This window comes from Streptomyces sp. MMG1121, assembly GCF_001280015.1.
Classification (GTDB): domain Bacteria; phylum Actinomycetota; class Actinomycetes; order Streptomycetales; family Streptomycetaceae; genus Streptomyces.
Window position 1 is genome coordinate 148,832 of sequence record NZ_LGDV01000251.1, and the last position, 26,035, is coordinate 174,866.

At 71.5% G+C, this 26,035-nt stretch carries 27 protein-coding genes, 1 pseudogene and 1 riboswitch; of the genes and pseudogenes, 12 read left to right on the forward strand and 16 right to left on the reverse strand.

Features of this window, described 5'->3' with window-relative positions:
• Positions 1-38 precede the first annotated feature (38 nt).
• The gene (locus ADK64_RS39140; RefSeq protein WP_053666868.1) at positions 39-476 is read left to right on the forward strand and encodes an ATP-binding protein; all 438 of its coding nucleotides are present in this window, start codon (positions 39-41) and stop codon (positions 474-476) included.
• Between the two features lie 112 nt (positions 477-588).
• Here ADK64_RS39140 and ADK64_RS39145 read toward each other — a convergent pair whose 3' ends face one another.
• Positions 589-1,500 carry a LysR family transcriptional regulator gene (locus ADK64_RS39145; protein ID WP_053666869.1) on the reverse strand — a complete coding sequence of 304 codons (912 nt, stop codon included), beginning with the start codon at positions 1,498-1,500 and terminating at the stop codon, positions 589-591.
• 83 nt (positions 1,501-1,583) lie between these two features.
• On the opposite strand from ADK64_RS39145, the pseudogene ADK64_RS39150 reads away from it, so the two are divergent.
• A pseudogene (locus tag ADK64_RS39150) lies at positions 1,584-2,202 on the forward strand (LysE family translocator).
• Between the two features lie 7 nt (positions 2,203-2,209).
• Here the strand turns inward: ADK64_RS39150 and ADK64_RS39155 are convergent.
• The 3 genes from ADK64_RS39155 to ADK64_RS39165 all read right to left on the reverse strand — a co-directional run bounded on the left by ADK64_RS39155 (position 2,210) and on the right by ADK64_RS39165 (position 4,212).
• Entirely contained in the window at positions 2,210-2,683 is a 474-nt protein-coding gene (locus ADK64_RS39155) for a C40 family peptidase (RefSeq protein WP_053666870.1), read from the reverse strand.
• Positions 2,684-2,685: 2 nt separating this feature from the next.
• A riboswitch (cyclic di-AMP (ydaO/yuaA leader) is annotated at positions 2,686-2,822 on the reverse strand.
• Positions 2,823-3,263: 441 nt separating this feature from the next.
• Positions 3,264-3,569 carry a hypothetical protein gene (locus ADK64_RS39160; protein WP_053666871.1) on the reverse strand — a complete coding sequence of 102 codons (306 nt, stop codon included), beginning with the start codon at positions 3,567-3,569 and terminating at the stop codon, positions 3,264-3,266.
• Between the two features lie 7 nt (positions 3,570-3,576).
• Positions 3,577-4,212, reverse strand: a complete 636-nt coding sequence (locus tag ADK64_RS39165; RefSeq protein ID WP_053667153.1) for an ATP-dependent Clp protease proteolytic subunit — start codon at positions 4,210-4,212, stop codon at positions 3,577-3,579.
• An 86-nt stretch (positions 4,213-4,298) separates the two neighbouring features.
• Between ADK64_RS39165 and ADK64_RS39170 the strand changes: the two genes are divergently transcribed.
• From ADK64_RS39170 to ADK64_RS39205, 8 genes are all read left to right on the forward strand, one after another.
• Complete coding sequence (locus tag ADK64_RS39170; RefSeq protein ID WP_053666872.1) at positions 4,299-4,577, forward strand: type II toxin-antitoxin system Phd/YefM family antitoxin; 279 nt, start codon at positions 4,299-4,301, stop codon at positions 4,575-4,577.
• A gap of 227 nt (positions 4,578-4,804) precedes the next feature.
• The gene (locus tag ADK64_RS39175; RefSeq protein ID WP_053666873.1) at positions 4,805-5,107 is read left to right on the forward strand and encodes an urease subunit gamma; all 303 of its coding nucleotides are present in this window, start codon (positions 4,805-4,807) and stop codon (positions 5,105-5,107) included.
• Positions 5,108-5,115: 8 nt separating this feature from the next.
• Positions 5,116-5,427, forward strand: coding sequence for an urease subunit beta (locus tag ADK64_RS39180; RefSeq protein ID WP_053666874.1), 312 nt, complete (start codon positions 5,116-5,118; stop codon positions 5,425-5,427).
• Positions 5,420-7,141 (forward strand): urease subunit alpha, encoded by a 1,722-nt coding sequence (locus tag ADK64_RS39185; protein WP_053667155.1) that lies wholly within the window; start codon positions 5,420-5,422, stop codon positions 7,139-7,141. The genes ADK64_RS39180 and ADK64_RS39185 overlap by 8 nt, the downstream gene beginning before the upstream one ends.
• A gap of 13 nt (positions 7,142-7,154) precedes the next feature.
• Positions 7,155-7,829 carry an urease accessory protein UreF gene (locus ADK64_RS39190; RefSeq protein ID WP_053666875.1) on the forward strand — a complete coding sequence of 225 codons (675 nt, stop codon included), beginning with the start codon at positions 7,155-7,157 and terminating at the stop codon, positions 7,827-7,829.
• Between the two features lie 117 nt (positions 7,830-7,946).
• A complete protein-coding gene (gene ureG / locus ADK64_RS39195; RefSeq protein WP_053666876.1) occupies positions 7,947-8,624 on the forward strand; it encodes an urease accessory protein UreG in 678 nt (225 codons plus the stop codon).
• Positions 8,621-9,379, forward strand: coding sequence for an urease accessory protein UreD (locus ADK64_RS39200; RefSeq protein ID WP_053667157.1), 759 nt, complete (start codon positions 8,621-8,623; stop codon positions 9,377-9,379). The genes ureG and ADK64_RS39200 overlap by 4 nt, the downstream gene beginning before the upstream one ends.
• Positions 9,380-9,539: 160 nt before the next feature.
• The gene (locus tag ADK64_RS39205; protein WP_234384905.1) at positions 9,540-11,135 is read left to right on the forward strand and encodes an alpha/beta hydrolase; all 1,596 of its coding nucleotides are present in this window, start codon (positions 9,540-9,542) and stop codon (positions 11,133-11,135) included.
• Positions 11,136-11,220: 85 nt separating this feature from the next.
• Here the strand turns inward: ADK64_RS39205 and ADK64_RS39210 are convergent, their stop codons facing one another.
• From ADK64_RS39210 to ADK64_RS39255, 11 genes are all read right to left on the reverse strand, one after another.
• Positions 11,221-11,946 carry a lysophospholipid acyltransferase family protein gene (locus ADK64_RS39210; RefSeq protein WP_053666877.1) on the reverse strand — a complete coding sequence of 242 codons (726 nt, stop codon included), beginning with the start codon at positions 11,944-11,946 and terminating at the stop codon, positions 11,221-11,223.
• A 196-nt stretch (positions 11,947-12,142) separates the two neighbouring features.
• Positions 12,143-13,372, reverse strand: coding sequence for a PP2C family protein-serine/threonine phosphatase (locus tag ADK64_RS39215; protein WP_053666878.1), 1,230 nt, complete (start codon positions 13,370-13,372; stop codon positions 12,143-12,145).
• Positions 13,373-13,441: 69 nt separating this feature from the next.
• Positions 13,442-15,904, reverse strand: coding sequence for a SpoIIE family protein phosphatase (locus ADK64_RS39220; RefSeq protein ID WP_053666879.1), 2,463 nt, complete (start codon positions 15,902-15,904; stop codon positions 13,442-13,444).
• Between the two features lie 126 nt (positions 15,905-16,030).
• Positions 16,031-17,263, reverse strand: coding sequence for an ornithine--oxo-acid transaminase (gene rocD, locus ADK64_RS39225; RefSeq protein ID WP_053666880.1), 1,233 nt, complete (start codon positions 17,261-17,263; stop codon positions 16,031-16,033).
• A complete protein-coding gene (gene ddaH, locus ADK64_RS39230; RefSeq protein WP_078993122.1) occupies positions 17,263-18,072 on the reverse strand; it encodes a dimethylargininase in 810 nt (269 codons plus the stop codon). The genes rocD and ddaH overlap by 1 nt, the downstream gene beginning before the upstream one ends.
• A 152-nt stretch (positions 18,073-18,224) precedes the next feature.
• Positions 18,225-18,710 carry an Lrp/AsnC family transcriptional regulator gene (locus tag ADK64_RS39235; protein ID WP_053666882.1) on the reverse strand — a complete coding sequence of 162 codons (486 nt, stop codon included), beginning with the start codon at positions 18,708-18,710 and terminating at the stop codon, positions 18,225-18,227.
• 58 nt (positions 18,711-18,768) lie between these two features.
• Positions 18,769-18,936 carry a hypothetical protein gene (locus ADK64_RS45640; protein WP_107093214.1) on the reverse strand — a complete coding sequence of 56 codons (168 nt, stop codon included), beginning with the start codon at positions 18,934-18,936 and terminating at the stop codon, positions 18,769-18,771.
• Between the two features lie 70 nt (positions 18,937-19,006).
• Positions 19,007-19,957, reverse strand: a complete 951-nt coding sequence (locus tag ADK64_RS39240; RefSeq protein ID WP_053666883.1) for a cytochrome c oxidase assembly protein — start codon at positions 19,955-19,957, stop codon at positions 19,007-19,009.
• Positions 19,958-20,068: 111 nt separating this feature from the next.
• Positions 20,069-21,094, reverse strand: coding sequence for a 6-phosphofructokinase (locus tag ADK64_RS39245; protein WP_053666884.1), 1,026 nt, complete (start codon positions 21,092-21,094; stop codon positions 20,069-20,071).
• A 202-nt stretch (positions 21,095-21,296) separates the two neighbouring features.
• Positions 21,297-22,025 carry a type 1 glutamine amidotransferase gene (locus tag ADK64_RS39250; RefSeq protein WP_053666885.1) on the reverse strand — a complete coding sequence of 243 codons (729 nt, stop codon included), beginning with the start codon at positions 22,023-22,025 and terminating at the stop codon, positions 21,297-21,299.
• A gap of 21 nt (positions 22,026-22,046) precedes the next feature.
• Entirely contained in the window at positions 22,047-23,285 is a 1,239-nt protein-coding gene (locus ADK64_RS39255; RefSeq protein WP_053666886.1) for a MurT ligase domain-containing protein, read from the reverse strand.
• A gap of 149 nt (positions 23,286-23,434) precedes the next feature.
• On the opposite strand from ADK64_RS39255, the gene def reads away from it, so the two are divergent.
• Positions 23,435-23,974, forward strand: coding sequence for a peptide deformylase (gene def, locus ADK64_RS39260; RefSeq protein WP_053666887.1), 540 nt, complete (start codon positions 23,435-23,437; stop codon positions 23,972-23,974).
• A gap of 1 nt (position 23,975) precedes the next feature.
• On the opposite strand, the gene ADK64_RS39265 is transcribed toward def, so the two are convergent.
• On the reverse strand, positions 23,976-24,620 hold the full coding sequence (locus ADK64_RS39265) for a TetR family transcriptional regulator (RefSeq protein WP_053666888.1): 645 nt from the start codon (positions 24,618-24,620) through the stop codon (positions 23,976-23,978).
• Between the two features lie 170 nt (positions 24,621-24,790).
• On the opposite strand from ADK64_RS39265, the gene ADK64_RS39270 reads away from it, so the two are divergent.
• A complete protein-coding gene (locus ADK64_RS39270; RefSeq protein WP_053666889.1) occupies positions 24,791-26,020 on the forward strand; it encodes an acyl-CoA dehydrogenase family protein in 1,230 nt (409 codons plus the stop codon).
• Positions 26,021-26,035: the final 15 nt, after the last annotated feature.

Genomic DNA, 26,035 nt, shown 5'->3' on the forward strand with positions numbered 1-26,035 from the left:
TTGTCGGTGCGATCCCGTGGGAAAGGGACGACGTCGCCATGGCAGACCATTTGGAAGCATCCGTCACTCTGCCGAGCGATCCCGCCTCGGTCTCCGCAGCCCGTTCCTACGTCGTCGGCACCCTCGCGGAGTGGGGCCTGCCGTCGGACACCGAAGCGGCGGACACCGTGCGCCTCATCGTCTCCGAACTCGCCACCAACGCCGTGCAGCACACCTTCGGCCAGTCGCCCACCTTCACGGTCGACATCGCGCTGGACCGTGACGAACACCTGCGCATCGGCGTCACGGACAGTCATCCGCGCTTCCCGAAGAGACTGCCCGCCGCCGTCCAGCAGGACAACGGCCGCGGCATGGTCATCATCCGCTGGCTCACCGCGGAATGCGGCGGCAAACTCCGCATCCGCCCCACCCGGGAGGGCGGCAAGACGGTGTCGATCGAACTGCCGTGGACGGCCCCGGTGGAGCCGGTGCTGTAGAGCGCCCCGAAGGGGCGCGGGGCTGTGTGTGACCAGCGGCTCCGCCGCGGGGCGCGGGCAGCCACGACGGCGCCGCGGGCGCCCAACGACATTTCGTGGCACTCCCGGAGCGCTAGCGCCCCGCCCGGCCGAAGGCCCCCCGCAGCAGCGCCCGGAACGCGTCCGCCGCCGGCGCCGCCTCCTCCGCACGGTAGGCCACCGAGATCGTCCGGTGCAGCGGCCCCGCCTCCAGAGGCCGTACCCCGACCGGTGTGGCCGCCGTGCGCGCCACCATCTCCGGTACGACGGCCACCCCGAGCCCGGCGCTGACGAGCGCGCACACCACCGCGTACCCGGGTGTCGGCACCAGCAGCGCCGGCGAGGCGCCCGAACGGGCCAGCAGGGCCTCGATATCGCGGCGGGCCGGATGGTGCGGGGCCATGCTGATCAGTGGCTGCCCGGCCAGCTCCGCCAGCGGCAGCCGGGAGGCGGCGCTGCTCAGCGCGTGTCCCGGAGCGGTCACCAGCACCAGTTCCTCCACCAGCACCGGCTCCAGGCGCACCGACGACGGCACGGGGGCGGGCTCGGCCGGGTGGTAGGTGTGGGTCAGCGCCAGGTCCACCTCGCCGGCCGCCACCGCCGTGACCCCGGTCGGCGGATCGTAGTCCGCGACCGACAGCGTCACGTCCGGATGGGCCCGGCGGAACGCGCTCAGCGCCGGCGGCAGCAGATGCACCCCGGCGGTCGGGAAGGTGCCGAGCCGCAGGGTGCCGCCGCTGAGGCCGGTCAGCCGCGCCAGCTCGTGCCGGGCCTGCTCCAGCTCGTCCAGCACCCTCCGGGCCCGTGCCACCAGCACCATGCCCGCCTCGGTCAGCCGGGCCCCGCGATGGTGGCGGACCAGCAGCGCCGTACCGGCCTCCCGCTCCAGCTTGGCCAGCTGCTGGGAGAGCGCGGGCGGCGTGTAGCCGAGCCGGTCGGCGGCCCGGGTGATCGAGCCGGCCTCCGCGACCGCCACGAGCGCGGCCAGCCGAGTGGGGTCGTACATGGCTCCAGCCTAAAGCAATGCTTAAGGCAGACCGCGCTGATTCGAAATACCTGGTGAAGGTCTCCGTCAGGCACGCTGACGGCATGGACGGACAGCTCATCGCCTTCACCGGGATCGCCGCGGGCCTGGTCGCCATGCCGGGCGCCGACTTCGCCGTGGTCGTCCGCAACGCGCTGGTCTCACGCCGGGCCGGCGCGGTCTGCGGGCTCGGCATCGCGGGCGGGGCTGCTGGTGCACGCCACGCTGGCGGTGGCCGGCGTCGCGGCCGTGCTGGTGGCCGTGCCCGCGCTGTTCCGGGCGGTCCAGTTGCTGGGCGGCGCCTATGTGCTCTGTCTCGGAGTGCGCACCCTGGGGTCGCTGCGCGGGGCCGGACAGGGCGCCGAGGAGCCGCCGGGCGAAGCCGGGCATCCGCTCCGGCAGGGCTTCGTCACCAACGTCCTCAACCCCAAGGCCTCGCCGACGTTCCTCAGCCTGCTGCCGCAGTTCGTGCCGGCGGGGCACCACGCGCTGCCCAGGACGCTGCTGCTCGCGCTGATCGTGTTCTCGCTGGCGCTGGCGTGGTTCCAGGTCGTCGTCCTGCTGGTGGACCGGCTGGGCCGCCGGCTGCGTCGGCCCCGGGCCGCCCGTGCGCTCCAGGCGGCCACCGGGGTGGCGCTGACCGTGCTGGGAGCGGCCCTGCTGCTGGAGCCGCTCCTGCCGTGACGGCGGGTCAGCTGACCCGGCCGTACCAGACGCTGTTGGTCCAGATCTTCTGGAGCCTGACCACGTCCCCGCTCTTCGGCGCGTGCCAGAGCTTTCCGTGGCCGGCGTAGATGCCGACGTGGTAGACGCTGGAACCCGAGTGGAAGAACACCAGGTCGCCCGCCCTGCGGCTGCCGGCCGAGATGTGGTGCGTCTTGTTGTACTGCTGCGCGGCGGTACGCGGCAGGGTCTTGCCCGCCTTCTTGAACGAGTAGAGCGTCAGCCCCGAGCAGTCGAAGCGGCGCGGCCCGGTGGCCCCGTACTGGTACGGGGAGCCCTTTTTGGAGGCCGCCACCTGGAGTGCTTTCGTCGCGAGGCTTGCGGCCGAGGCGTCGGTGGCGAGCCCCGGGACCGCGATCGAGCCGCCGACGGCGGCCAGGGTGAGTGCCGAGGCCGTGCCGGCCCGGGCCATGAGCGACGGGACACGATTGAGCGCAGTCATGCGCAACCCTTCGTCAGCCGCCTGTGAAGGATGACCTGTCGGATTCGGGCTGGCGAAGGTGCCCGGCCGCGTTGCCGCGGCTTCACCCCAAGGGCCGCTCGCAACCTCCGGCCGTCTGCATGTGAGGCACAGACGAACATCGGTTCCGGCGACCCGTCTTGCTCGGGTCCTCCACTCCTGCCGATCCACTCCTGTCGACCGGTCATCCGGGCGGCGGCAGGACTCGGCGTCCGCCCGGATCGCCCCGCCGCTGCGGCGGGGGCTTGTCGTCAGTCAGGGATCTTCACCCATCGCGGTCGGAAAATCCCAACGCATCCGGGGATTTGTGGCGTTACTCACCACTCACCCGTTCGGGTGGACAGTGTGACGTTCGAGGCACCGTCAGATCCCGTACGTAGCCCCGGACCTGGGGCGGAGCGCCTTCGCGTGCGGGCCGGACGCGCGCCGTGCGCAAGCCGCGGGACCCGAAAAACGATCTGCATATACACCGGTCGGCGGTAGCTCGTTCGGGCCGTTTCGTGTCCCGTGCGAACGCCACGTGTCGACACCGCGGTCCCGTCGGGCCGCTCGGCCGTCCGGATCAGCCGACGCCGTCCGGCGGGAGCGCGACGCGAGCGGTACGGCGTTCGCCGTCCAGCAGGCGCAGCGCCCGTGCCAGCGTGTCCCCGTGCAGCTCCGTCTCGCCCCGCTGGTGCATCAACGCGAGGGCGTCACGCAGCTCTGCCGCCTTGCGCACCAGGGCCTGGGCCGCGCGCAGAGCCCGGTAGGTGCCGCCGTCGAGGGCGGGGTTGATCCGTCCCAGCAGGTCGGCCGCCTCCAGGTAACGGTCGATCAGCTCGCCCTCGGCCCGCGTCAGTGCGGGCAGCGGCGGCAGTTCCGGAAGCATCGTCGGCTCACCTCGCGTCCGATGCGCCGGGCGTGCTCCGCCGGCTGGGCACGATGCCGTCCACCAGACCGTAGGCCAGGGCGGCCGGGGCGTCCAGGACCAAGTCCCGTTCCAGGTCGGCGTGCACCTGGTCCGCCGTGCGCCCGGTGTGCCGTACGAGCATCTCCTCCATCAGCGTCCGCGTCCGGGCCGCCTCCTCGGCCTGGATGAGGAGGTCGCTGAACGGGCCCTGTGCCGGCTCGGCCAGCTGGGGCTGCTCGATCACCATGCGTGCGCCCGGCAGTGTGAACCGCTTGCCCGGGGTTCCGGCCGCGAGCAGGAGTGTGGCGTAGGAGGCGGCCTGGCCCAGACAGTAGGTCGCTACGTCACAACTGACGTAGCGCAGCGTGTCGTAGACCGCGGTCATCGCCTGGAAGGTGCCGCCCGGGGAGTTGACGTAGAGCGTGATGTCCCGATCGGGGGCCGCGTGTTCGAGGTACATGAGCTGCGCCATCACATCGTTGGCCGCCGTGTCGTCGAGCGGGGTGCCGAGGAAGACGATCCGGTCCTCGAAGAGCTTGCCGTAGGGATCGAGCGTGCGTGCGCCGCTGCTGGTGCGCTCGGTGAATTCAGGCAGGACATAACGGGCGAATGCCTGGGACATGGTCATACCCCTTCTGGTGTCGCGGCCCGGTGTGGCTCCGCTTCTGTAAAAAATGTACAGGACGTACGTGACGTTAGAATGGGGGTATGGCCTACGAGATTCCGGTGACGCAAGCCAGGGCTGAGCTCGCCGACCTGATCAACCGGGTGGTGTACGGCGGTGAGCGCGTCGTTGTGACACGGCACGGAAAACCGCTGGTCGCGCTGGTCTCGGCTGCCGATCTGGAGCGCCTGGACGCACTCGACGAGCCGGCCGGGGAGCAGATCGTCAGCTCGGTCTCGGGCGTCCGGGAGGCCGGTTCCGCCCCGCGTGAACAGCGGCGGTTCGGGATCGCCGCCGAGCACCGGGGGCCGGACGTGTCGTGACCCGCGCGGCACGCGGGTAAGGGGTGTCTCATCACGCGGTCATCGGGTGATCAAGGTCTGGTTAACGTCGTTGAAACTCCGACGAACTAACCTCCCGATCCACGCCACCAGCGATTTTTCTGCCCGGATTGTTGGCGATCCCGGTGTTTGTCCGTGTGTTAGACCTGTGCCGGTGGCTGCGGCAACCGGACCCCGCACGGTCCGGAGCGAGGACTGTGAGGTGGGACGTGCAACTGACCCCGCACGAGCAAGAGAGGCTGCTCATCCACGTGGCGGCCGACGTGGCCGAGAAGCGCCGGGCCCGCGGGCTCAGGCTCAACCACCCGGAAGCGGTCGCCCTCATCACGTCGCACATCCTCGAGGGCGCGCGTGACGGCCGTACGGTCGCCGAGCTGATGTCCTCCGGCCGCAAGCTCCTCACCCGGGACGACGTCATGGAAGGCATCCCGGAGATGATCCACGACGTCCAGGTGGAGGCCACCTTCCCGGACGGCACCAAGCTCGTCACCGTCCACGAGCCGATCATCTGAGGGGCGCGATGATTCCCGGAGAGATCCTGTTCGCGGACGAGGCCGTCCCGTTCAACGACGGCCGCGAGGTCACCCGTGTGAGGGTCCTCAACGCCGCCGACCGGCCCGTCCAGGTCGGCTCCCACTACCACTTCGCCGAGGCCAACCCCGGCCTGGAGTTCGACCGTGCCGCGGCCCGCGGCAAGCGGCTGAACATCGCCGCCGGCACCGCCGTACGCTTCGAGCCCGGCATCCCCGCCGACGTCGAACTCGTCCCGCTCGCCGGCGCCCGGATCGTGCCCGGGCTGCGCGGGGAGACCGGGGGTGCCCTCGATGCCTGAGATCGCCCGGGGCGCCTACGCCGACCTGTTCGGCCCCACCACCGGTGACCGCATCCGGCTCGCCGACACCGACCTGCTGATCGAGATCGAGGAGGACCGCTCCGGCGGCCCGGTGAACTCCGGGGACGAGGCGGTCTTCGGCGGCGGCAAGGTCATCCGCGAGTCCATGGGCCAGTCGCGCGCCACCCGCGCCGACGGCACCCCGGACACCGTGATCACCGGCGCCGTCGTCGTCGACCACTGGGGCGTCGTCAAGGCCGACGTCGGCATCCGCGACGGGCGGATCACCGCGCTCGGCAAGGCCGGCAACCCGGACACCATGGACGGTGTCCATCCCGATCTGGTCATCGGCCCCGAGACCGAGATCATCGCGGGCAACGGCCGGATCCTCACCGCCGGCGCCATCGACGCGCACGTCCACTTCATCTGCCCCCAGATCGCCGACGAGGCGCTGGCCTCCGGCATCACCACCCTGGTCGGCGGCGGCACCGGCCCGGCCGAGGGCTCCAAGGCGACCACCGTGACGCCCGGTCCCTGGCATCTGGCCCGGATGCTGGCGGCGATGGAGGCCTACCCGGTCAACGTCGGCTTCCTCGGCAAGGGCAACACCGTCTCGCACGAGGCGATGCTCTCCCAGATCCGAGGCGGCGCGGCCGGCCTGAAACTGCACGAGGACTGGGGCTCCACCCCGGCCGTCATCGACGCCGCGCTGACCGTCGCGGACCGCACGGGCATCCAGGTCGCCATCCACACGGACACGCTGAACGAGGCCGGCTTCGTCGGCGACACCCTCGCCGCGATCGCGGGCCGGGGCATCCACTCGTACCACACCGAAGGTGCCGGCGGCGGGCACGCACCGGACATCATGACCGTGGTCTCGCAGGCGAACGTGCTGCCCAGCTCCACCAACCCGACCCGGCCCTACACCGTCAACACCGCCGAGGAACACCTCGACATGCTGATGGTGTGCCACCATCTCAACCCCGCCGTCCCCGAGGACCTGGCGTTCGCCGAGTCCCGGATCCGGCCGTCCACCATCGGCGCCGAGGACGTCCTGCACGACCTCGGCGCGATCTCGATCATCTCCTCCGACTCCCAGGCCATGGGCCGGGTCGGCGAGGTCATCCTGCGGACCTGGCAGACGGCCCACGTCATGAAGCGCCGGCGCGGGGCGCTGCCGGGTGACGGACGTGCCGACAACCGTCGTGTCCGTCGCTATGTCGCCAAATACACGATCAACCCGGCGCTCGCCCAGGGCCTCGCGGCCGAGGTCGGCTCCGTCGAGACCGGCAAGCTCGCCGACCTGGTGCTGTGGGAGCCCGCGTTCTTCGGGGTCAAGCCGCTCCTCGTGCTCAAGGGCGGGCAGATCGCGTATGCGCAGATGGGCGACGCCAACGCGTCCATCCCCACGCCGCAGCCGATCCTGCCCCGCCCGATGTACGGCGCGATCGGCCGCGCCCCGGCCGCCAACTCCGTCAACTTCGTCGCCCCGCTGGCGATCGAGGACGGGCTGCCGGAGCGGCTCCAGCTCGGCAAGCGGTTCGTGGCGATCGAGTCCACACGACGGGTCACCAAGGCCGACATGCGCGAGAACGACGCCCGGCCCGACGTACGGATAGACCCCGACAGCTTCGCGGTGTACATCGACGGCGAACTGGTGGAGGCGACGCCCGCCGCCGAACTGCCCATGGCCCAGCGCTACTTCCTCTTCTGATGAGCGGATTCTGATGAGCAGGGCAGCACTGCTCGTCCTGGCCGACGGCCGCTTCCCCGCCGGAGGGCACGCGCACTCCGGCGGGGCGGAGGCCGCCGTCAAGGCGGGCCGGATCAGCTCCGCCGCGACCCTGGAGGACTTCTGCCGGGGCCGGCTGCACACCGCGGGACTGGTCGCGGGCGCGCTGGCGGCCGCCGCCGTACTCGGCGTGGCCGCAGGGGAGTTGGACGCGGCGGCGGATGCCCGCACCCCGTCGCCCGCCCTGCGCACCGCCGCCCGTCGACTGGGCCGGCAACTGCTGCGGGCTGCCCGGGCGAGCTGGCCTTCGGCCGAACTCGAAGCGCTGGCACGGGAGTTCCCCAAGGGTGCCCACCAGCCGGTCGTGCTGGGGCTGGCGGCACGGGCGGCCGGGCTCACCCCGCAGGACGCTGCCTACTGCGCGCTCTACGAGAGCGTCAGCGGACCGGCGACGGCCACGGTACGGCTGCTCGGCCTGGACCCGTTCGACGCGACGGGAGTACTGGCGCGGCTGGCGCCGGAGTTGGATCGCGTCGCCGATTCGGCGGTGGAGGCGGCTCGAAGGGTGCGGGACGAGGGTGTCGACGCGCTGCCCGCGGCTTCGGCACCACTGCTGGAAGTCATGGCCGAGGCACACGCCGCATGGCCGGTACGGCTGTTCGCGTCATGACGGCGCCCCACGCCCACCCATCCCACGTGCCCGACCCGCCCGACCCGTCCGGCTGAAGAGCGGCCGTCCCGACACCGGCCCTCTCGAACAAGCCCCCGGCCTCTAGGAGCCGTCCCCATGCATCTCGATCACACCCACTCCGGCCCCGCCGCCCTCAGCGCCGACGCCCACCGGCCCGACGGCACCCGGCGCGCCCTGCGCATCGGACTCGGCGGTCCCGTCGGATCCGGGAAGACCGCGACCGTCGCCGCGCTGTGCCGGGCGCTGCGCGACGAGCTGTCCCTCGCCGTCGTCACCAACGACATCTACACCCGCGAGGACGCCGAGTTCCTGCTGCGCGAGGCCGTGCTGCCGCCCGAGCGGATCACGGCCGTGGAGACCGGTGCCTGCCCGCACACCGCGATCCGCGACGACATCTCCGCCAACCTCGAAGCCGTCGAGGACCTGGAGGACGCGGTCGGCCCGCTGCACCTGATCCTCGTCGAGTCCGGCGGCGACAACCTCACCGCGACCTTCTCCAGGGGGCTCGTGGACGCGCAGGTCTTCGTGATCGACGTGGCCGGCGGCGACGACATCCCGCGCAAGGGCGGCCCGGGAGTCACCACCGCCGACCTGCTCGTCGTCAACAAGACCGACCTCGCCCCGTACGTCGGCTCCGACCTCGCCCGGATGGCCGCCGACGCCAAGGCCCAACGGGCCGAACTCCCGGTCGTCTTCCAGTCGTTGCGTGGCGGGACCGGGGTCGCCGACGTCGCCGCCTGGGTGCGGGAGCGGCTCGCCGCGTGGACGGCGTGACCGTCACCGGCGTCCGGGCGCACGCGCGGATCGTCGCCCGCGCCGACGGCCGCGGCGGCACCGCGCTGCCCGTGCTGGACGGCGAGGGCCCGCTCGCCCTGCGCCGCACCCGGGCCGTCGGCACCGAGGCCAGGGTGATGGTCGTCGGCGCGATGAGCGGCCCGCTCGGCGGCGACCGCTTCGCGCTCACGGCCACGGTCGCGGCGGGCGCCCGGCTGCACGTCGGGTCGGCCGCCGCCACCATCGCGCTGCCGGGCCAGACCAAGGGCGAGGCCCGCTACGACGTCCGGCTCGACGTGGCCGACGACGCCGAACTGCACTGGCTGCCCGAGCAGTTGATCTCGGCCCGCGGCAGCGACCTGTACGTCACCACCCGCGTCGAACTCGCCGCAGGCGCCCGGCTCGTGCTGCGCGAGGAACAGGTCCTGGGCCGGTCCGGAGAGCACCCCGGGCGGCTCACCAGCCGGCTGACCGTACGCATCGCGGGCCGGACCGTCCTGGACCAGGAACTGGCCTGCGGCCCCGGCGCGCCGGGCGGCTGGGACGGCCCGGCCGTCCTGGCGGGACACCGGGCGGTGGGCCAACTCGTGGTCGTCCGCCCCGAGTTCACGGAACACCCGGTCGAGGCGCGGCCCCTGGGGGAGTACGCGGCGCTGGTACCCCTGCCCGGCCCGGCGGCCTTGGTCAGTGCCGTTGCCCCGGACGCGCTGGGCCTGCGACGACTCCTGGACGAGATACTGACCCGCCTCGGCTGAGGCGCCCCGAACCCGCGGAGCGACCCGCTCAACGGGACATGATCATCCGGTTATCGGATTGGTAAAGATGCCCGACGCCCCCTGTTCTCAGGCAACTCACAGCCGAGAGGATCCCCGCCAGACCACTCGCAGCGATGCACATGTAGGGGGAGGGGCCCACTTGAGGGACAACAGACCGAAGAGCCGCCTGCTGGCGCTCGGTTCGGCCGGAGCACTCGTCACCGCCACCCTGATCGCCGGCGCCGTGTCGGCACCCGCGGCCAGCGCCGCCGGCCGGCCCGGCCCGGACCGGGAGGCCAGGGGCGCCGCCGTCGCCGCCGCCCGCGCGGCCAGGGCCGGCATCCACTGGCAGGACTGCCCCGCCGACTGGGGGCTGGTCAAGCCCATCCAGTGCGGCTGGGTCAGCGTGCCCGTCGACTACGCCCACCCGTACGGCAAGCAGGTCAAGCTCGCCGTCGACCGCATCGGCAGCACGGGCACCAAGCGGGAACGCCAGGGCTCGCTCGTCTACAACCCGGGCGGTCCCGGCGGTTCCGGGCTGCGCTTCCCGACCCGGGTCATCACCAAGAACCCCGTCTGGGCGAACGTCGCCAAGGCCTACGACTTCGTCGGCTTCGACCCGCGCGGCGTCGGCCACTCCGCGCCGATCTCCTGCGTCGACCCGCAGGAGTTCGTCAAGGCACCCAAGATGGACCCGGTGCCGGACAACGTCGCCGACAAGCGCGCGCAGCGCAAGCTGGCCCGCGAGTACGCCGAGGGCTGTGCCGAGCGCAGCGGCGCGATGCTGCCGTACATGACCACGCCCAACACCGCCCGCGACCTGGACGTCATCCGCGCGGCCCTGGGCGAGAAGAAGCTCAACTACCTCGGCGTCTCCTACGGCACCTACCTCGGCGCCGTCTACGGCACCCTCTTCCCGGGCCACCTGCGCCGCATGATCGTCGACAGTGTGGTCAACCCGGCCCGCGAGAACATCTGGTACCAGGCCAACCTGAACCAGGACATCGCCTTCGAGGGCCGCTGGAAGGACTGGGAGGACTGGGTCGCCAAGAACGACGCCGCGTTCCATCTCGGCACGACCCGCGCCGCCGTCCAGGCCAAGTGGCTCCAACTGCGCGCCACCGCCAAGAAGAACCCCATCGGCGGGGTCGTCGGACCGGCCGAGCTGATCTCCTTCTTCCAGAACGCCCCGTACTACGACTCCTCGTGGGTGCCGGTCGCCACGGTGTTCGGCAAGTACGTCGCCGGTGACACCCAGGCGCTGGTCGACGCGGCCGCGCCCAACATGTCCGACACCGCCGGCAACATCAGCGCGGAGAACGGCAACGCCGTCTACACGGCCGTCGAGTGCACCGACGCCAAGTGGCCCACCAGCTGGCACAAGTGGGACCGGGACAACACCCGGCTCAACAAGGACTACCCGTTCATGACCTGGGCCAACGCCTGGATGAACCTCCCGTGCGCCACCTGGCCGGTCAAGCAGCAGACGCCGGTCGACGTCCAGACCCACAAGGGCCTGCCGCAGGTGCTGATCGTGCAGTCCACCCGGGACGCCGCCACCCCGTACGAGGGCGCCGTCACGCTGCACAAGCGCTTCGCGGGCTCCCGTCTGATCACCGAGAAGGACGCGGGCTCCCACGGGGTGACCGGCCTCGTCAACCCCTGCATCAACCAGCGCGTCGACGCCTACCTGATCGACGGCAAGCTGGACGGCGCGGACGTGACCTGCGGCCCGCACGCCACGCCCAAGCCGTAACCGGTTCCCTGCGGTGACGAGGGGCGGCCGGACACTTCGGCCGCCCCTCGCTCGTACGGCCGTCGGCCCGGCCTCGTATCCGTCGTCAACTCAGGGGCGCCCGGGGGAACCGGCGCCCCTTGCCGCCCGTCTGCGCGGCCTGCCGGCCCTTCACGACGGCCGCGTACTCGTCGACGTACTCCTGCTCGGACAGCATCAGGATCGCGTACATGATCTCGTCGGTGACCGCCCGCAGGATCGCCTTCTCCCGCTCCATGCCGGCGTAGCGGGAGAAGTCGAGGGGCTTGCCGAAGCGGATGGTGACGGGGTGGATGTTCGGGATGACCTTGCCGGGCGGCTGGGCCTCGAAGGTGCCGATCATCGCGCAGGGCACGACCGGCACGCCGGCCCGCAGCGCCATCACGGCGACACCGACCTTCCCCTTGTAGAGCCTGCCGTCGTGCGAACGGGTGCCCTCCGGGTAGATGCCGAGCAACTCGTCCTTGCCCAGCACCCCGAGGCCCTCGCGGATCGCCGCCTGACCGGCCTCCTTGCCCGAGCGGTCCACCGGGATCTGCCCGGCGTTGCGGAAGAAGAACGCGGTCAGCCGGCCCTTGAGCCCCGGCCCGGTGAAGTACTCCGCCTTCGCCAGGAACGTGATGCGGCGCTTGAGGATCGCCGGCATCAGGAAGTGGTCGGAGAAGGACAGATGGTTCCCGGCGACGATCGCCGGCCCCGACGCCGGCACGTTCTCCAGGCCGTCGATCCGGGGCCGGAAGACCAGTCTCAGCAGGGGGCCCAGCAGTACGTACTTGAGCAGGTAGTAGAACACGGCTCGCCCCTCACTGTGCCAGGTCCGGCTGCACACCGATGGTGCCCGGCCATTCCGGTGCCGGCCCGCGTCCGTCTGTAGTCATCTGTAACCGCCTTGCACACCCCTCATGCCCGCCCGCCCACACCCACCTCCCCGTTCGCCCGGCGGGCCCCGCACCACCGGCAGGCGCACGAGCCGGCCCGCCACGGCACGGTCACAGCCGTACGAGGACCAGCGCCGTGTCGTCGACGGCGCCTCCGGGAGGCAGCAGTTCCAGAAGGACGGCGTCCGCGAGGCGCTCGGGGTCCTCCTCGCGATGCCGGGCCAGGGAGTCGGCGAGGCGGGCCAGCCCGGTGTCGATGTCCTCACCGCGGCGCTCGACCAGGCCGTCGGTGTACAGGACGAGGGTGGCACCCTCGGCGTAGACCGTGCAGGCCTGAGGCCGGGGGATCGGTTCGGGGCTGGCGTCGAGCGGTGGGTCGGTGGCCTGGTCGAGGAACTCCACACGGCCGTCCAGGTGGACGAGGACGGGCGGCAGATGCCCCGCGCTGCTGTAGCTGATCGTCTGCCGGTCGAAGTCGATGAACGTCGAGACGGCGGTGGCCGATTCGGCGCCGTCGACGACGTGCGCGTACCGCCCCAGGACGTTCAGGGCGTCCCCCGGCCCCATGGCGACCCGGGAGGCGGCGCTCAGCGCGCTGCGCAACTGGCCCATGACGCCGGCGGCTTCCAGGCCGTGCCCGACCACGTCGCCCACGGCCACGGCCATGCGGTGGCCGCCGACCAGGTCGACGATGTCGTACCAGTCCCCGCACACGTTCAGCGCGCCGACCGCGGGCCGGTAGCGCACGGCGGCGTGATGGCGGCCGACCTGCCGGCGGGCGGGAAGCATCGCCTTCTGCAGGGCGAGGGCCACCTCGCGTTCGCGGGCGTGGGCCTGACGCAGCCGTTCGTTGATCTCCTGCAGTTCGCGGGCGCGGGTGTACAGCTCGGCCTCGAGGACGCGGGCCCGGCCGCCGGTGGGGCCGCCGCGGGTCCGGATCAGCTCGGTGACCTCCTCGACCCGGTGCACCAGCAGGACCACCTTCCCGTCGGGACCGAACACCGGCGCGTTAACAGGGCTCCAGTAGCGCTCCTCCCACTCCCCGGGCCGGTCGGGGCTCTCGACGTCGTACCGCTGCAGGGCCATGGCGTCGCGCTCGCCGCTGGCCGCGACCCGCTCCAGCGAGGCGGCCAGGTTGCGCATGCCCGACGCGCCGGAGTCCTTCGGATTGTCCGGGAAGACGTCGAAGAGGTAGCGCCCCACCACCTGCTCGCGGGTGCGCCCGGCCATCCGCAGGAACTCCTCGTTGGCGTCCACGTAGACCAGGTCGGGTGTCAGCAGCGCCACCATGCCCGGCAGCGCCTGGAACACCCCCGCGTAGTCGATGGCCGTATCGTCCATGGCTACCGCCCATCCGCCGGAATCACGCCATTTTCCCACGTCACGCGATGTATGTCCGTACCGTGTATGTCAGGTAGGCGGATCCGTCAGGGACTGCTCCGCCCAGATGACCTTGCCGCCGGGGACGAAGCGGGTTCCCCACCGCTCGGTGAACTGGGAGACCAGCAGCAGTCCCCGGCCGCCCTCGTCCGTGGTGCGCGGATGGTGCATATGGGGTGCGGTGGCGCCGCCGTCGGAGACCTCGCAGATCAGGGACCGGTCCCTGATCAGCCGCAGCCGGATCGGGCCCACCGAGTGCCGGATCGCGTTGGTGACCAGCTCGCTCACGACCAGTTCGGTGGTGAACGCCAGCTCGTCCAGAGCCCACTCGGCCAGCTGCCGGGCGGCTTCCTTGCGGGCGTCGGCGACCACGGCCGGGTCGGCGGGCAGGTCCCAGTCGGCGACCCGGTCGGCACCCAGAAGCCCGGTGCGGGCCATCAGCAGGGCCACGTCGTCGTGCGGCCGGGCCGGGACCAGGGCGTCGACCACGGCCCGGCAGCGCAGGTCGAGCGAGGGAGCGGGCCGGCGCAGGGCGCGACGCAGCCGGTCGCGGTCCCGCCCGTCGACGGGCCCGTCGTCCCCGTGGGCCAGCAGCCCGTCGGTGTGAAGGACCAGCGTGCTGCCCTCGGCCAGAGCCAGCTCGACCGCCTCGAAGGGCGGACCGCCCACCCCGAGCGGCGGCCCCTGCGGGAGGTCGACGAAGTCGACGGTGCCGTCGGGCAGCACGACGGCGGGCGCGGGATGACCCGCGGCGGCCATCGTGCACTGCCCGTCGACGGGGTCGTAGACGGCGTACACACACCCGGGCCCCACCGCCTTGCGGTGTGCGGCCGCCGGGGGCTCGGGCCGCACCCCCTCCTCCCGGGCCGCCCGCGCCACCAGGTCGTCGAGGCGCGCGAGGACCTCCTCGGGCGGCAGATCGAGCGCCGCGAGGGTCCCCACGGCGGTACGCAACCGCCCCATGGCCGCGGCGGCGTGGATCCCGTGCCCCGGTACCTCGCCCACGACCAGGGCCACGCGCGCACCGGACAGCGGAATGAGGTCGTACCAGTCGCCGCCGAGGCCGGTCAGCTCGTCGGCCGGCCGGTAGCAGGCGGCCACCTCCACCGCGTCCTGCTCGGGCAGCCGGTGCGGGAGCAGGCTGCGCTGCAGGACGAGGGCCGCGTCCCGTTCGCGCGTGTAGCGGCGGGCGTTGTCCACGCATACCGCCGCCCGGGACACCAGGTCCTCGGCGAGACTCAGGTCGTCCTCGTCGAACGGCTCCTGACGGCGGCGCCGGAAGAAGGTGGTGATGCCCATCGTGACGCCCCGCGCACGGACCGGCACGATCATCGCGCTGTGCAGGCCCAGCTCCAGGAAGGTCGCCTCCCGGCCGCCCGGGATGTCCGTGGCCCACTCCCTGGCCAGCGGGGCGAGCTCTTCCTCGCGCCAGGACCGGCCCGTGGCCAGACAGCGGATCGGGGGTGATCCGGCGAGGTAGCTGGCCGGCTCGCCGATCCCGACGACGGCTTCCGGGAGGCCGGCGTCCGCCGACTGGTGCCCGGCCCGCCGCAGCGGTGCCCGATCGCTCTCGTCCAGCGGCTCCGGCTCGGGCTCCGCGCCCCGCAGCACGGACGCCAGCAGATCCACACTCACCAGGTCGGCGAAGTCCTGCACGGCCACATCGGCCAGTTCCTGCGCGGTCCGCACGATGTCCAGGCTGCGGCCGATCTGCTCCCCGGCCCGGTCTAGCAGGGCCAGTCGCTGCCGGGCACGGTGCCGGTCGGTGATGTCGACGACGGTGTAGTACACGCCCATCGGGTGACCCCGGTCGTCGTCGAGGCGGGTGAACGACATCATGTGCGCCGTCTCCCGGTGCGGCGTGGACCGCACCTGGCCCACGTGCTCGTACCCGACCACGGGCCGGCCGGTCGCCAGCACGCGCCGCATCTGCGTCTCGATGCCCTCGGAATCGATGCCCGGCTGGATCTCGGCCAGTCGTCGACCCAGCCGCTCCCGCGCGGAGCCGCCGCCGAACCGCTCCAGTGCCTCGTTCGACCAGACGCACCGCAGATCGGCGTCCACGATCGCTATGCCGACGGGGGAGCCGGTCACCATCTGCTCCAGCACCGCACGGCTCATGTCCCAGCCGCGTGCCCCGGACATGTCGGAGAGCAGCACCAGCCAGTGCGGCGCACCGCCGGGTTCCACGGCCGGAGTGATCTGCACCATCACCCGGACCGGCTGACCGTCCTTGCGCCGGGCGGTCAGCAGCCCCGCCCAGCCGCCGTCCCTGCGGCACCGTTCGGCCAGCTCGGGCGCCCGCGCTGCGTCCTCGGTGGACAGCAGGCCGCTCACCTTGGTCCCGACCGCCTCGGCGGCGGTGTACGCCAGCAGCCGTTGCGCGTTGCGCGTCCAGCTCGTCACCACGCCCTGCGCGTCGACCAGCAGGGGGGCGGCATCGGCCACGTCGAACGGCTGCCCGGCGACGTGCTGATCCTCGTGAGTGCCCACGACCGACCTCTCTGTCGCTGAGAGTGGTCTACCCCCTCTTGCCCCCATCTTCACTCTTCGGGCATCGAGGGGCGTGGTGACGGGCGGGGGGCGGTGTGCGGCCACCCCCCTGGGAGCAGGGCGAGGTCAGGATGCGAGCACCGTGCGCAGCGCCGCCAGCGCGGAGCGCAGCTCCTCCGCCGTGATGGTCAGCGGGGGCGCCAGCCGAATGGTGGATCCGTGGGTGTCCTTGACCAGGATCCCCTCCCGCATCAGCCGCTCGCTGATCTCACGGCCGCTGCCGACCGCCGGGTCGACGTCGACGCCGGCCCAGAGTCCGCGCGCCCGGAAGCCGACCACACCGTCGCCCACCAGCTCGGCCAGTCCGTCGCGCAGGATCACGCCCAGCTCGGTGGCCCGCCGCTGGAACTCACCGGTCTCCAGCAGGTCGATCACGGCCGTGCCGACCGCCGCCGCGAGCGGGTTGCCGCCGAACGTGGAACCGTGCTCGCCCGGGTGCAGCACGCCCAGTACCTCGCGCCGGGCCACGACCGCCGACACCGGCACGATGCCGCCGCCGAGCGCCTTGCCGAGCAGCAGCACGTCCGGCACGACGTCCTCGTGCTCGATGGCGAGGGTACGGCCCGTGCGGCCGAGGCCCGACTGGATCTCGTCCGCGATGAACAGGCAGCCCTCGCGCCGGGTCAGCTCGCGCACCCCGGCGAGGTAGCCGGCGCTCGGGACGATCACGCCGGCCTCGCCCTGGATCGGCTCGATCAGCACCGCCGCCGTCGTCTCGTCGACCGCCTCCTCCAGCGCGGCCAGGTCGTCGTACGGCACGATCCTGAAGCCGGGGGTGAACGGACCGAAGCCGGACCGGGCCGTCTCGTCCGTGGAGAAGCTGACGATGGTCGTCGTACGGCCGTGGAAGTTCTCCGCCGCGACGACGATCGTCGCCTGCCCGTCCGGTACGCCCTTGACGTCGTAGGCCCACTTGCGGGCCACCTTGACGGCGCTCTCCACGGCCTCCGCGCCGGTGTTCATCGGCAGCACCATGTCCAGCCCGGTGAGCTCCGCGAGCCGCTCGGCGAACTCGGCGAGCCGGTCGTTGTGGAAGGCGCGGGAGGTGAGGGTGAGCTGGTCGAGCTGGCGGTGCGCGGCCTCGATCAGTGCCGGGTGGCGGTGGCCGAAGTTCAGCGCCGAGTAGCCGGCGAGCATGTCGAGATAGCGCCGGCCCTCGACGTCCTCGACCCAGGTGCCCTCGGCCCGGGCGACGACCACGGGCAGCGGGTGGTAGTTGTGCGCGAGGACCGGCTCCTCCGCGCGGATCAGGTCGGCGGACGTACGCGTGCGCGCGGATACACGGGTGGGCGCGGTCATCAGCGGATCTCCTGGGTGCAGCACTTGATGCCACCGCCGGCCTTGTGGAACTCCGACAGGTCGACGGGGACGGGGACGTAGCCGTGGTCAGCGAGGTTCTCGGCGAGAGCCTCGGCCTGGGGGGCGATGAAGACGTTGCGGCCGTCGGACACGGAGTTCAGGCCGAACGCCATGGCGTCCTCGCGGGTGGCGAGCACCGCGTCGGGGTAGAGCCGCCGCAGCACCTCGCGGCTGCCCGCCGAGAACGCCTCGGGGAAGTAGCAGATGTTGTCGTCGTCGAGGACGAACAGGGCCGTGTCCAGGTGGTAGAAGTACGGGTCCACCAGGGTCAGGGCGATCACCGGGTGGCCGAGGAACTCCTGCGCCTCGCGGTGCGCCTCACGGGTGGTGCGGAACCCGGTGCCGGCGAGCACGTACCGCCCCGTCCAGACCAGGTCTCCCTCGCCCTCGGTCACCGCCTCGGGGCGGTAGACGTCGTAGCCCGCCGCCTTGAACCAGGTGTCGTAGTGCACGGACTCGGGGCGCCGCTCGGGCGCGTGGAACAGGGAGCCGAAGACCCGGCCGCCGACCACGAACGCCGCGTTGGCGGCGAAGACCATGTCGGGCAGGCCGGGCACCGGCTCGACCGACTCGACGGAGTGACCGTGGCGGCGGTAGGCGCGGATCAGCTTCTGCCACTGCTCCTGGGCGAGGTCCACGTCGACGGGCCGGTCGGGCTCCATCCACGGATTGATCGCGTAACTCACGGCGAAATGTCTGGGTTCACAGACGAGGAAGCGCCGGGAGCGCGGCACACGGCTTTCGGGCACAGAGAGTTTCCTCCGTTTCCTGTGTGTCACTGAGGGGTGAGACAACCGTAGAAACGGAGCTCGGCGCTCGACAAGCGACAAAGGCTGCGCGCATACGCAGCATCACTGCGTTCTCGACGGGTTCCGCGCAGGAGTGGTGCGCATACTCCGCGTCATTGCGGGGCCACATGGGTAGCGCCCGCCTCCGGGCTTTCCGGGAGGAGGTGGGACAGCACCATCACGCTGATCGTCTTCCGGATGAACGGCTCGGTGCGGATGCGCTCCAGCACCTCCTCGAAGTGGTCCACGTCCCGGGCCCGCACATGCAGCAGCGCGTCGGCGCCGCCGGTCACCGTCATGGCGGCGGTGATCTCCGGATGGTTGCGGACGACCTCCGCCAGCCGCCGGGGCGGGGCCGCGCCCTCGCAGTACACCTCGACGTACGCCTCCGTGCGCCAGCCCAGCGCGGACGGCTGCACCGTGGCCGAGAACCCGGTGATCACCCCGGTCTCCCGCAACCGGTCCACACGTCGCTTGACCGCCGTCGCGGACAGCCCGATCGCGGCGCCGATCTCGGCGAAACTGGTCCGGGCGTTCGCCATCAGCGCGGTGATGATCTTGCGGTCGAGCTCGTCGAAGGACGCGGTCCTGCTGTTCATGCGGGCACTGTAATCAGCCACGCCCGTCGCGGCGCGGGCGCCTGCGGTCGGACGGGCCCTACGACTGGGTGACGACCATGGCGAGTGTCAGCAGGCCCAGCACCACCCAGCCGAACCACAGCCAGCCGTTGCTGCCGAGTGCGACCGTGTAGGCGGTCACGACGACGAGTCCGCCGACCGTGAGAGCCCCCATCGCCTTGGTGGAACCGTTCGTGGAACCGGGCATCGCGACACCCTCCTCTTGGTCCGTCCATGACCATGGTGCCCCGAATCCCGCCCGGAGGGGACAGCTCCGGCTAGCTCTCCCGTGCGTTCAGCGAAGCCAGGTAGGCGTTGTACGCCTCCAGCTCCCTGTCGCCGTCCCGGTCCGCGGCCCGGTCCTTGCGCTTGGCCTGGCGCTGCTCGGAGCGGTACCACTGGAACAGCAGGGCGATCAGCACCAGCACGGACGGGATCTCGCTGAACGCCCAGGCGATGCCGCCGGCCGCGTTCTGGTCGGACAGCGCGTCGATGCCGAGCGAGGCCGACGGGTTCTTGAACGTGCCCACCATCGGCTCCGACGCCATCATCAGCGCGATGCCGAAGAACGCGTGGAACGGCATCCCCGCGAACAGCTCCAGCATCCGCATCAGATACCCCGGCCGGTGCGGACCCGGGTCGACGCCGATGATCGGCCAGAAGAACACCACGCCGACCGCGAGGAAGTGCACCATCATCGCGATGTGCCCGGTCCTGGAGCCCATCAGGAAGTCGAAGATCGGGGTGAAGTACAGCGCGTAGAGGCTCGCGATGAACAGCGGGATGGTGAAGGCCGGGTGCGTGATGATCCGCATGTAGCGGCTGTGCAGCAGTGCCAGCAGCAGTTCGCGCGGGCCCTTGCGCCCCTTGCCGGCGACCGGCAGCGCGCGCAGTGCCAGCGTGACCGGGGCGCCGAGCAGGATCAGGATGGGCGACAGCATGCTGATGATCATGTGCTGCACCATGTGCACGCTGAACATGACCATGCCGTAGTCGTTCAGCTTGGTGCACATCACCAGCGCGATGGTCAGCACACCGACGACGTACGACACCGTACGGCCGGCCGGCCACACGTCCCCGCGCCGCCGCAGCCGTACGACACCCCAGCCGTACAGGGCGAGCCCGGCCAGACAGGCCACCAGGAAGAACGGATCCGTCGACCACTGGAGGCCCCGCCCCAGCGTGAACGGCGGCAGATCCATCATCATGCCGTGCCCGCTGTGATCCATCCGGCGGCTCCTGTTTCGTGGGGGTTGTGCGAGTTGTCCGCCCCCAAGACTAGAACCGCCCCCGGTCACGGCCGTGACCGGGGGCGGTTTGTTCTCGCCTGAACTACCGGACTAGAGGACGCACTCCGCCTCGTCGTACCGCTGCACCGGAACGGTCTTGAGCGTCTCCACCGCCTCCGCCAGCGGCACCGTCACGATGTCGGTCCCGCGCAGCGCGGTCATCCGGCCGAACTCGCCCCGGTGCACGGCCTCCACCGCGTGCCAGCCGAAACGCGTGGCGAGCACCCGGTCGTACGCCGTCGGCGTGCCGCCCCGCTGGACGTGCCCGAGGATGACCGGCCGCGCCTCCTTGCCGAGCCGTCGCTCCAGCTCGACCGACAGCTGCCGGGCGATCCCCGCGAAGCGCTCGTGACCGTAGATGTCCTTGCCGCCCTCGTCGAAGTCCATCGTCCCGGGCCTCGGCTTGGCGCCCTCGGCCGCGACCACGATGGCGAACCGCTTGCCCGCTTCGAACCGCTCGCCGACCTTCCGGGTCAACTCCTCGATGTCGAAGGGCCGTTCCGGTACGACGACGGCGTGGGCGCCGGCCGCCATGCCGGAGTGCAGCGCGATCCAGCCGGTGTGCCGGCCCATGACCTCCACGATCAGCACGCGCTGATGCGACTCGGCGGTGGTCTTCAGCCGGTCGAGGGCCTCGGTGGCCACGGTGACGGCCGTGTCGAAGCCGAAGGTGACATCCGTGACGGCGATGTCGTTGTCGATGGTCTTGGGCACGCCCACGATCGGCAGGCCGCCCGCCGACAGCAGCTGGGCCGCCTTCAGCGTGCCCTCACCGCCGATCGGGATGATCGCGTCCAGACCGAGTTCCGCGACATGGCCCCTGGCCCGCTCCACACCGTCGCGCAGATGCTCCGGGCGGACCCGGGAAGAGCCGAGGATGGTGCCGCCGCGCGCCAGGATGCCGCCCACGGCATCGAGGTCGAGCTTGACGTAGTCGCACTCCAGGAGGCCTTTCCAGCCGTCCCGGAAACCGATGACCTCGTCGCCGTGGTCGACGACGGCACGGTGCACGACGGACCGGATGACGGCGTTCAGGCCGGGGCAGTCGCCGCCGGACGTGAGGACACCAATGCGCATAGCCCGAAATACCTTCTCAACGTGGGCCGGGTAGACCGGACCACGTCGTCCGGCGGATTCCCGGCCACCCTACCGGCGTGAGGGGGTGGCTCCGTAGCGGGCGTCCGCCTGCTGGACGCGCCCGCACATGTGAGCGGACGGCCCGTCAGGCGGGCTCGCGACGACCCTGCCGGACAGCGCTGAAAGGAGGCTGACGTGACGCTTACGCGGGCTGCTGAGCAGCGGCGATGCGCTCGCCCCGGAGAGCCTCGTACCAGCGGTCGTCGATCGGCGGCAGCGCGTTGACGTCCAGCGCCAGCTTCAGCAGCAGATCGGCGATCAGCGGGTTGCGGGCGAGGACCGGGCCGTGCATGTACGTACCGAAGACGGTTCCGTTGTACGCGCCCTCCGTGCCGTCCCCGGTGCCGTTGCCCTTGCCGATCTGGACCCGGGCGAACGGGCGGGCGCCGGGACCGACGTGGGTGACGCCCTGGTGGTTCTCGAAGCCGGTCAGCTGGGGCAGGCCGAGCTGCGGGTCGATGTCGCCGAGCACGTCACCGACGCACCGCTCGCCCTCGCCACGCACCGACACCACGTCGAGCAGGCCGAGGCCCGGCTCGCGCTGGCCCAGGTCGTTGATGAACTCGTGGCCGAGGATCTGGTAGCCGGCGCAGACGGAGAAGACGATCGCTCCGTTCTGCACCGCCCGCTGCAGATGGCCGTCCCGGCGCAGCCGCTCGGCGGCGAGCCGCTGCGGACGGTCCTCGCCGCCGCCGATCAGATAGATGTCACCGGAGGTCGGGATCGGCTGGTCGCTGCGCACGTCGAGACGGGCCACGTCCAGACCGCGCTGCCGGGCCCGGCGCTCCACGACGAGCGCGTTGCCCTGGTCGCCGTAGGTGCTCAGCAGGTCCGGGTAGATCCACACCAGCCGCAGTTGGTTGTCGCTCATGAGGTGATCGCCCTTCGAAGATCAGTTGCCGACGCGGCGGCGCAGGTCCTGGAACGCGGTGTAGTTCGCGATGACCTCGATCCGGCCGGGCGGGCACATCTGCACGGCCTGGTCGAGGTTCTCGCAGACCTGGAAGTGCTGGTTCGCGACCTCCAGGCGGACGGCGAGGTCCAGCTTCCGGTCGCCGATGACGAAGATCGGGTGACCGGTCAGCCGGGTGTAGTCGACGTCCCACAGCCAGGAGGTGTCGGTGCCGTCGGCGCCGCGCGCGTTCACGGACAGGATCACCGGGGCGGGCGGCGGGTCGATCAGGGAGAACGTCTCCAGCCAGCCGGCCGGGTTCTTGGCCAGCAGCAGCCGCAGGTCGCGGTTCTGGAACTGGACGACGTCGTAGCGTCCGGCCACGGCCTGCACCTGGTACATGCGTTCCAGGGCGACCTGCGGCGGCACCCCGAAGACGGCGGCCACGGCGGCGGAGCTGGCCGCGTTCGCCTTGTTGGCGCGGCCCGGCAGCTGGAGGTGGATCGGCCAGGCGGACCCGTGCGGGTCCAGCACGTGGTCCCCGGACAGCGCCCAGGTCGGGGTCGGCCGGCGGAAGCCGCACTCGCCGCAGAACCAGTCGTCGCCGGGGCGCTGCATCACGCCACCGCAGGCCGGGCAGGACCAGGCGTCGTCCTTCCACATCTGCCCGGCCGCGACCCAGATCACATTCGGGGAGGAGGAGGCGGCCCACACCACCAGCGGGTCGTCGCAGTTGGCGACGACGACGGCCTTGGAGCCGGCGAGGCCCTCGCGCCAGTGCTCGGCGAGCATCCGGGTCTCGGCGGCGCGGTCGAGCTGGTCGCGGGAGAGGTTCAGCAGGGCGATGCACTTCGGGCTGGTATCCCGGGCCACCCCGGCCAGGTACTTCTCGTCGACCTCGATGACGCCGAACTTCGCCTCCGAGCCGCCCGCGAGCGCGGAGGTGATGCCGGCCGGCATGTTGGCGCCGAGCGCGTTCGACACGACCGGGCCCGCGGCGCGCAGCGCCTCGGCGATGAGCCGGGTCGTCGTGGTCTTGCCGTTGGTCGCGGACACCAGGACGACGTCCAGGTTCTGCGCGAGCCGGGCGAGCAGATCGGGGTCGAGTTTCAGCGCGACCCGGCCGCCGATCACCGACCCGCTGCCGCGTCCCGCGGCTCGGGATGCCGCGGCGACCGCCTTGCCCGCGGTCACGGCCAGCTTGGCCCGCGGCGTGAGCGGGTCCGAGTTGCCTGCCATCAGTTCTCGATCCTCCTTGCGTACGCGCCGCGCCTGGGGCCATCCGGCAACGTGGTGTGGACCTCAGCCTATCGAGATCCGTTCGCACACCCGAATCCCGCCCACATCGCGCGACGGGCGTGGGTCCAACGAACCGTACCCTTGCGGCCATGCGACACGGTTCCATTCCGGGCGCCCACGGGCGAGTCCGGCCTCTCACCCTGCTCGGCGACGCGGCGCTGCGCGAGCAATGCCGGGAAGTCACCGAATTCGGCGCCGAGCTGGCGGCCCTCGTGGAAGACCTGTTCGCCACGATGTACGCGGCGCAGGGGGTCGGTCTGGCGGCGAATCAGGTGGGGGTGCCGTCGCGGGTGTTCGTCTACGACTGCCCGGACGACGATGACGTACGTCACCTGGGCCACATCGTGAACCCCCGCCTGGTGGCGGCGGACGGCGTGGTGATACGCGGCCCCGAGGGCTGTCTGTCCCTGCCGGGGCTGGAGGCCGGGACGGAGCGCTACGACCACGCGGTGGTCGAGGGATTCACGGCGGCGGGGGAGCCGGTCACCGTGCACGGCACGGGCTTCTTCGCGCGGTGCCTGCAGCACGAGTGCGACCACGTGGAGGGGCGTGTGTACGCGGATCATCTCACGGGGTGGCGCAAGCACCGGCTGGCGAGACAGATCTCCCGGGCTCCCTGGAGCCGGTGAGTCAGAAGCCGGGGCCGCCGATCCTGTCCCCCGCCGCGGCGAGCCGACCCCACAGCAGGTCCGCGAGGGAGCGCACCAACTCGGCCCGGGAACAAGGGCGTTCGCCGAGCCACCAGTCACCGGCCGCATGCATCATGCCGACGATCCCGTGCCCCCACACCCGTGCGAGCTGCTGGCTGTCCGGCCCGAGATCCACCCGCTCCTCGATGACCTGGGCCAGCTCCTCGCCCATCCGGCGCAGCAGCGGAGCGCTGTGCTTGCCGACGTCGAACCCGTGGTCGCCGCCCGCGCTGCCCTCCGACGGATGCATCAGGAAGCGGTACACCTGGGGGCGCGCCTCGATCGCGGCGAGGTACGTGTCCAGCGTGGACTCGACCCGCTCGCGCCGGTCCGCGGGAGCGTCCAGCGCCGCCCGCAGCGAAGCGAGCAGCGCGTCGGTGTGCCGCTTGGCGAGCGCCGCGTACAGTCCGCCCTTGTCGCCGAAGTGGCGGTACAGGATCGGCTTCGTGATCCCGGCCTCGGCCGCGATCGCGTTCATCGACGCCTGTGGGCCGTCCCGGAGCACCACCCGGTCGGCGGCCTCCAGCAGCTCGCGCCGTCGGCGGTCGGCGGACCTCTGCTGCTCGGTCCGCTGTGTGGTGTCCATGTGCTCTCCCCACCCGTGCTGATTCGGTGACGCCTGCGCAAACTAACACTGACCGTGCCTCTGACATCGAACGGGATGCCGAGGAGTCGTCGGCGGTTGACTTTTCCTACCCGTCGGTAACAGACTCAGGTTACCGCTAGTAACATCGCATCACCGCCGCTGGAGGGGACATGGCCGAGTTCACCATGGAGCTGAACGACGAACAGAAGGAAGTCCGGGACTGGCTCCATGGCTTCGCCGCCGACGTGATCCGCCCCGCGGCCGCCGAGTGGGACGAGCGCGAGGAGACTCCCTGGCCGATCATCCAGGAGGCCGCGAAGGTAGGCATCTACTCCCTCGACTTCTACGCACAGCAGTACTTCGACCCCACCGGGCTCGGTATCCCGATGGCGATGGAGGAGCTGTTCTGGGGCGACGCGGGCATCGCCCTGTCCATTGTGGGCACCGGTCTCGCCGCCGTGGGCGTTCTCGCCAACGGGACCGAGGAACAGATCGGCACCTGGATCCCGCAGATGTACGGCGACCAGAACGATGTCAAGGTCGCCGCGTTCTGCTCCTCCGAGCCCGACGCAGGCTCCGACGTGGCTTCCATGCGCACGCGTGCCGTGTACGACGAGGCGAAGGACGAGTGGGTGATCAACGGCACGAAGACCTGGGCGACCAACGGCGGCATAGCCAACGTCCACGTCGTCGTCGCCAGCGTCGACCCCGAGCTGGGCTCCAAGGGCCACGCCTCCTTCATCGTCCCGCCGGGCACGCCGGGTCTCGGGCAGGGCCAGAAGTTCAAGAAGCACGGCATCCGCGCCTCGCACACCGCCGAGGTCGTCCTCGACAACGTCCGCGTCCCGGGTTCCTGCCTGCTCGGCGGCAAGGAGAAGCTGGACGAGCGGCTCGCCCGGGCCCGTGAGCGCGCGAAGGCCGCCGGAGGCGAGCGGGTGAAGAACGCGGCGATGGCGACCTTCGAGGCTTCGCGGCCGGCCGTCGGTGCGATGGCGGTGGGCACCGCCCGGGCCGCCTACGAGGTCGCCCTCGACTACGCCAGGACCCGCGAGCAGTTCGGGCGGCCGATCATCGACAACCAGGGCGTGGCCTTCCAGCTCGCGGACATGCGGACCCAGATCGATGCCGCCCGGCTGCTCGTGTGGCGGGCGTCGTGGATGGGGATCAACGGGAAGCCGTTCACCGCGGCCGAGGGGTCGATGTCGAAGCTGTTCGCCAGTGAGACGGCGAAGAAGGTGACCGCGCAGGCGATTCAGATCCTGGGCGGCAACGGCTACACCCGTGAGTACCCGGTCGAGCGGATGCACCGGGACAGCGCGATCTACACGATCTTCGAGGGGACGAGCGAGATCCAGCGGCTCGTCATCGCCCGCACCTTGTCGGGGATGCCGATTCGCTAGCGCCGTGGGGGTGCG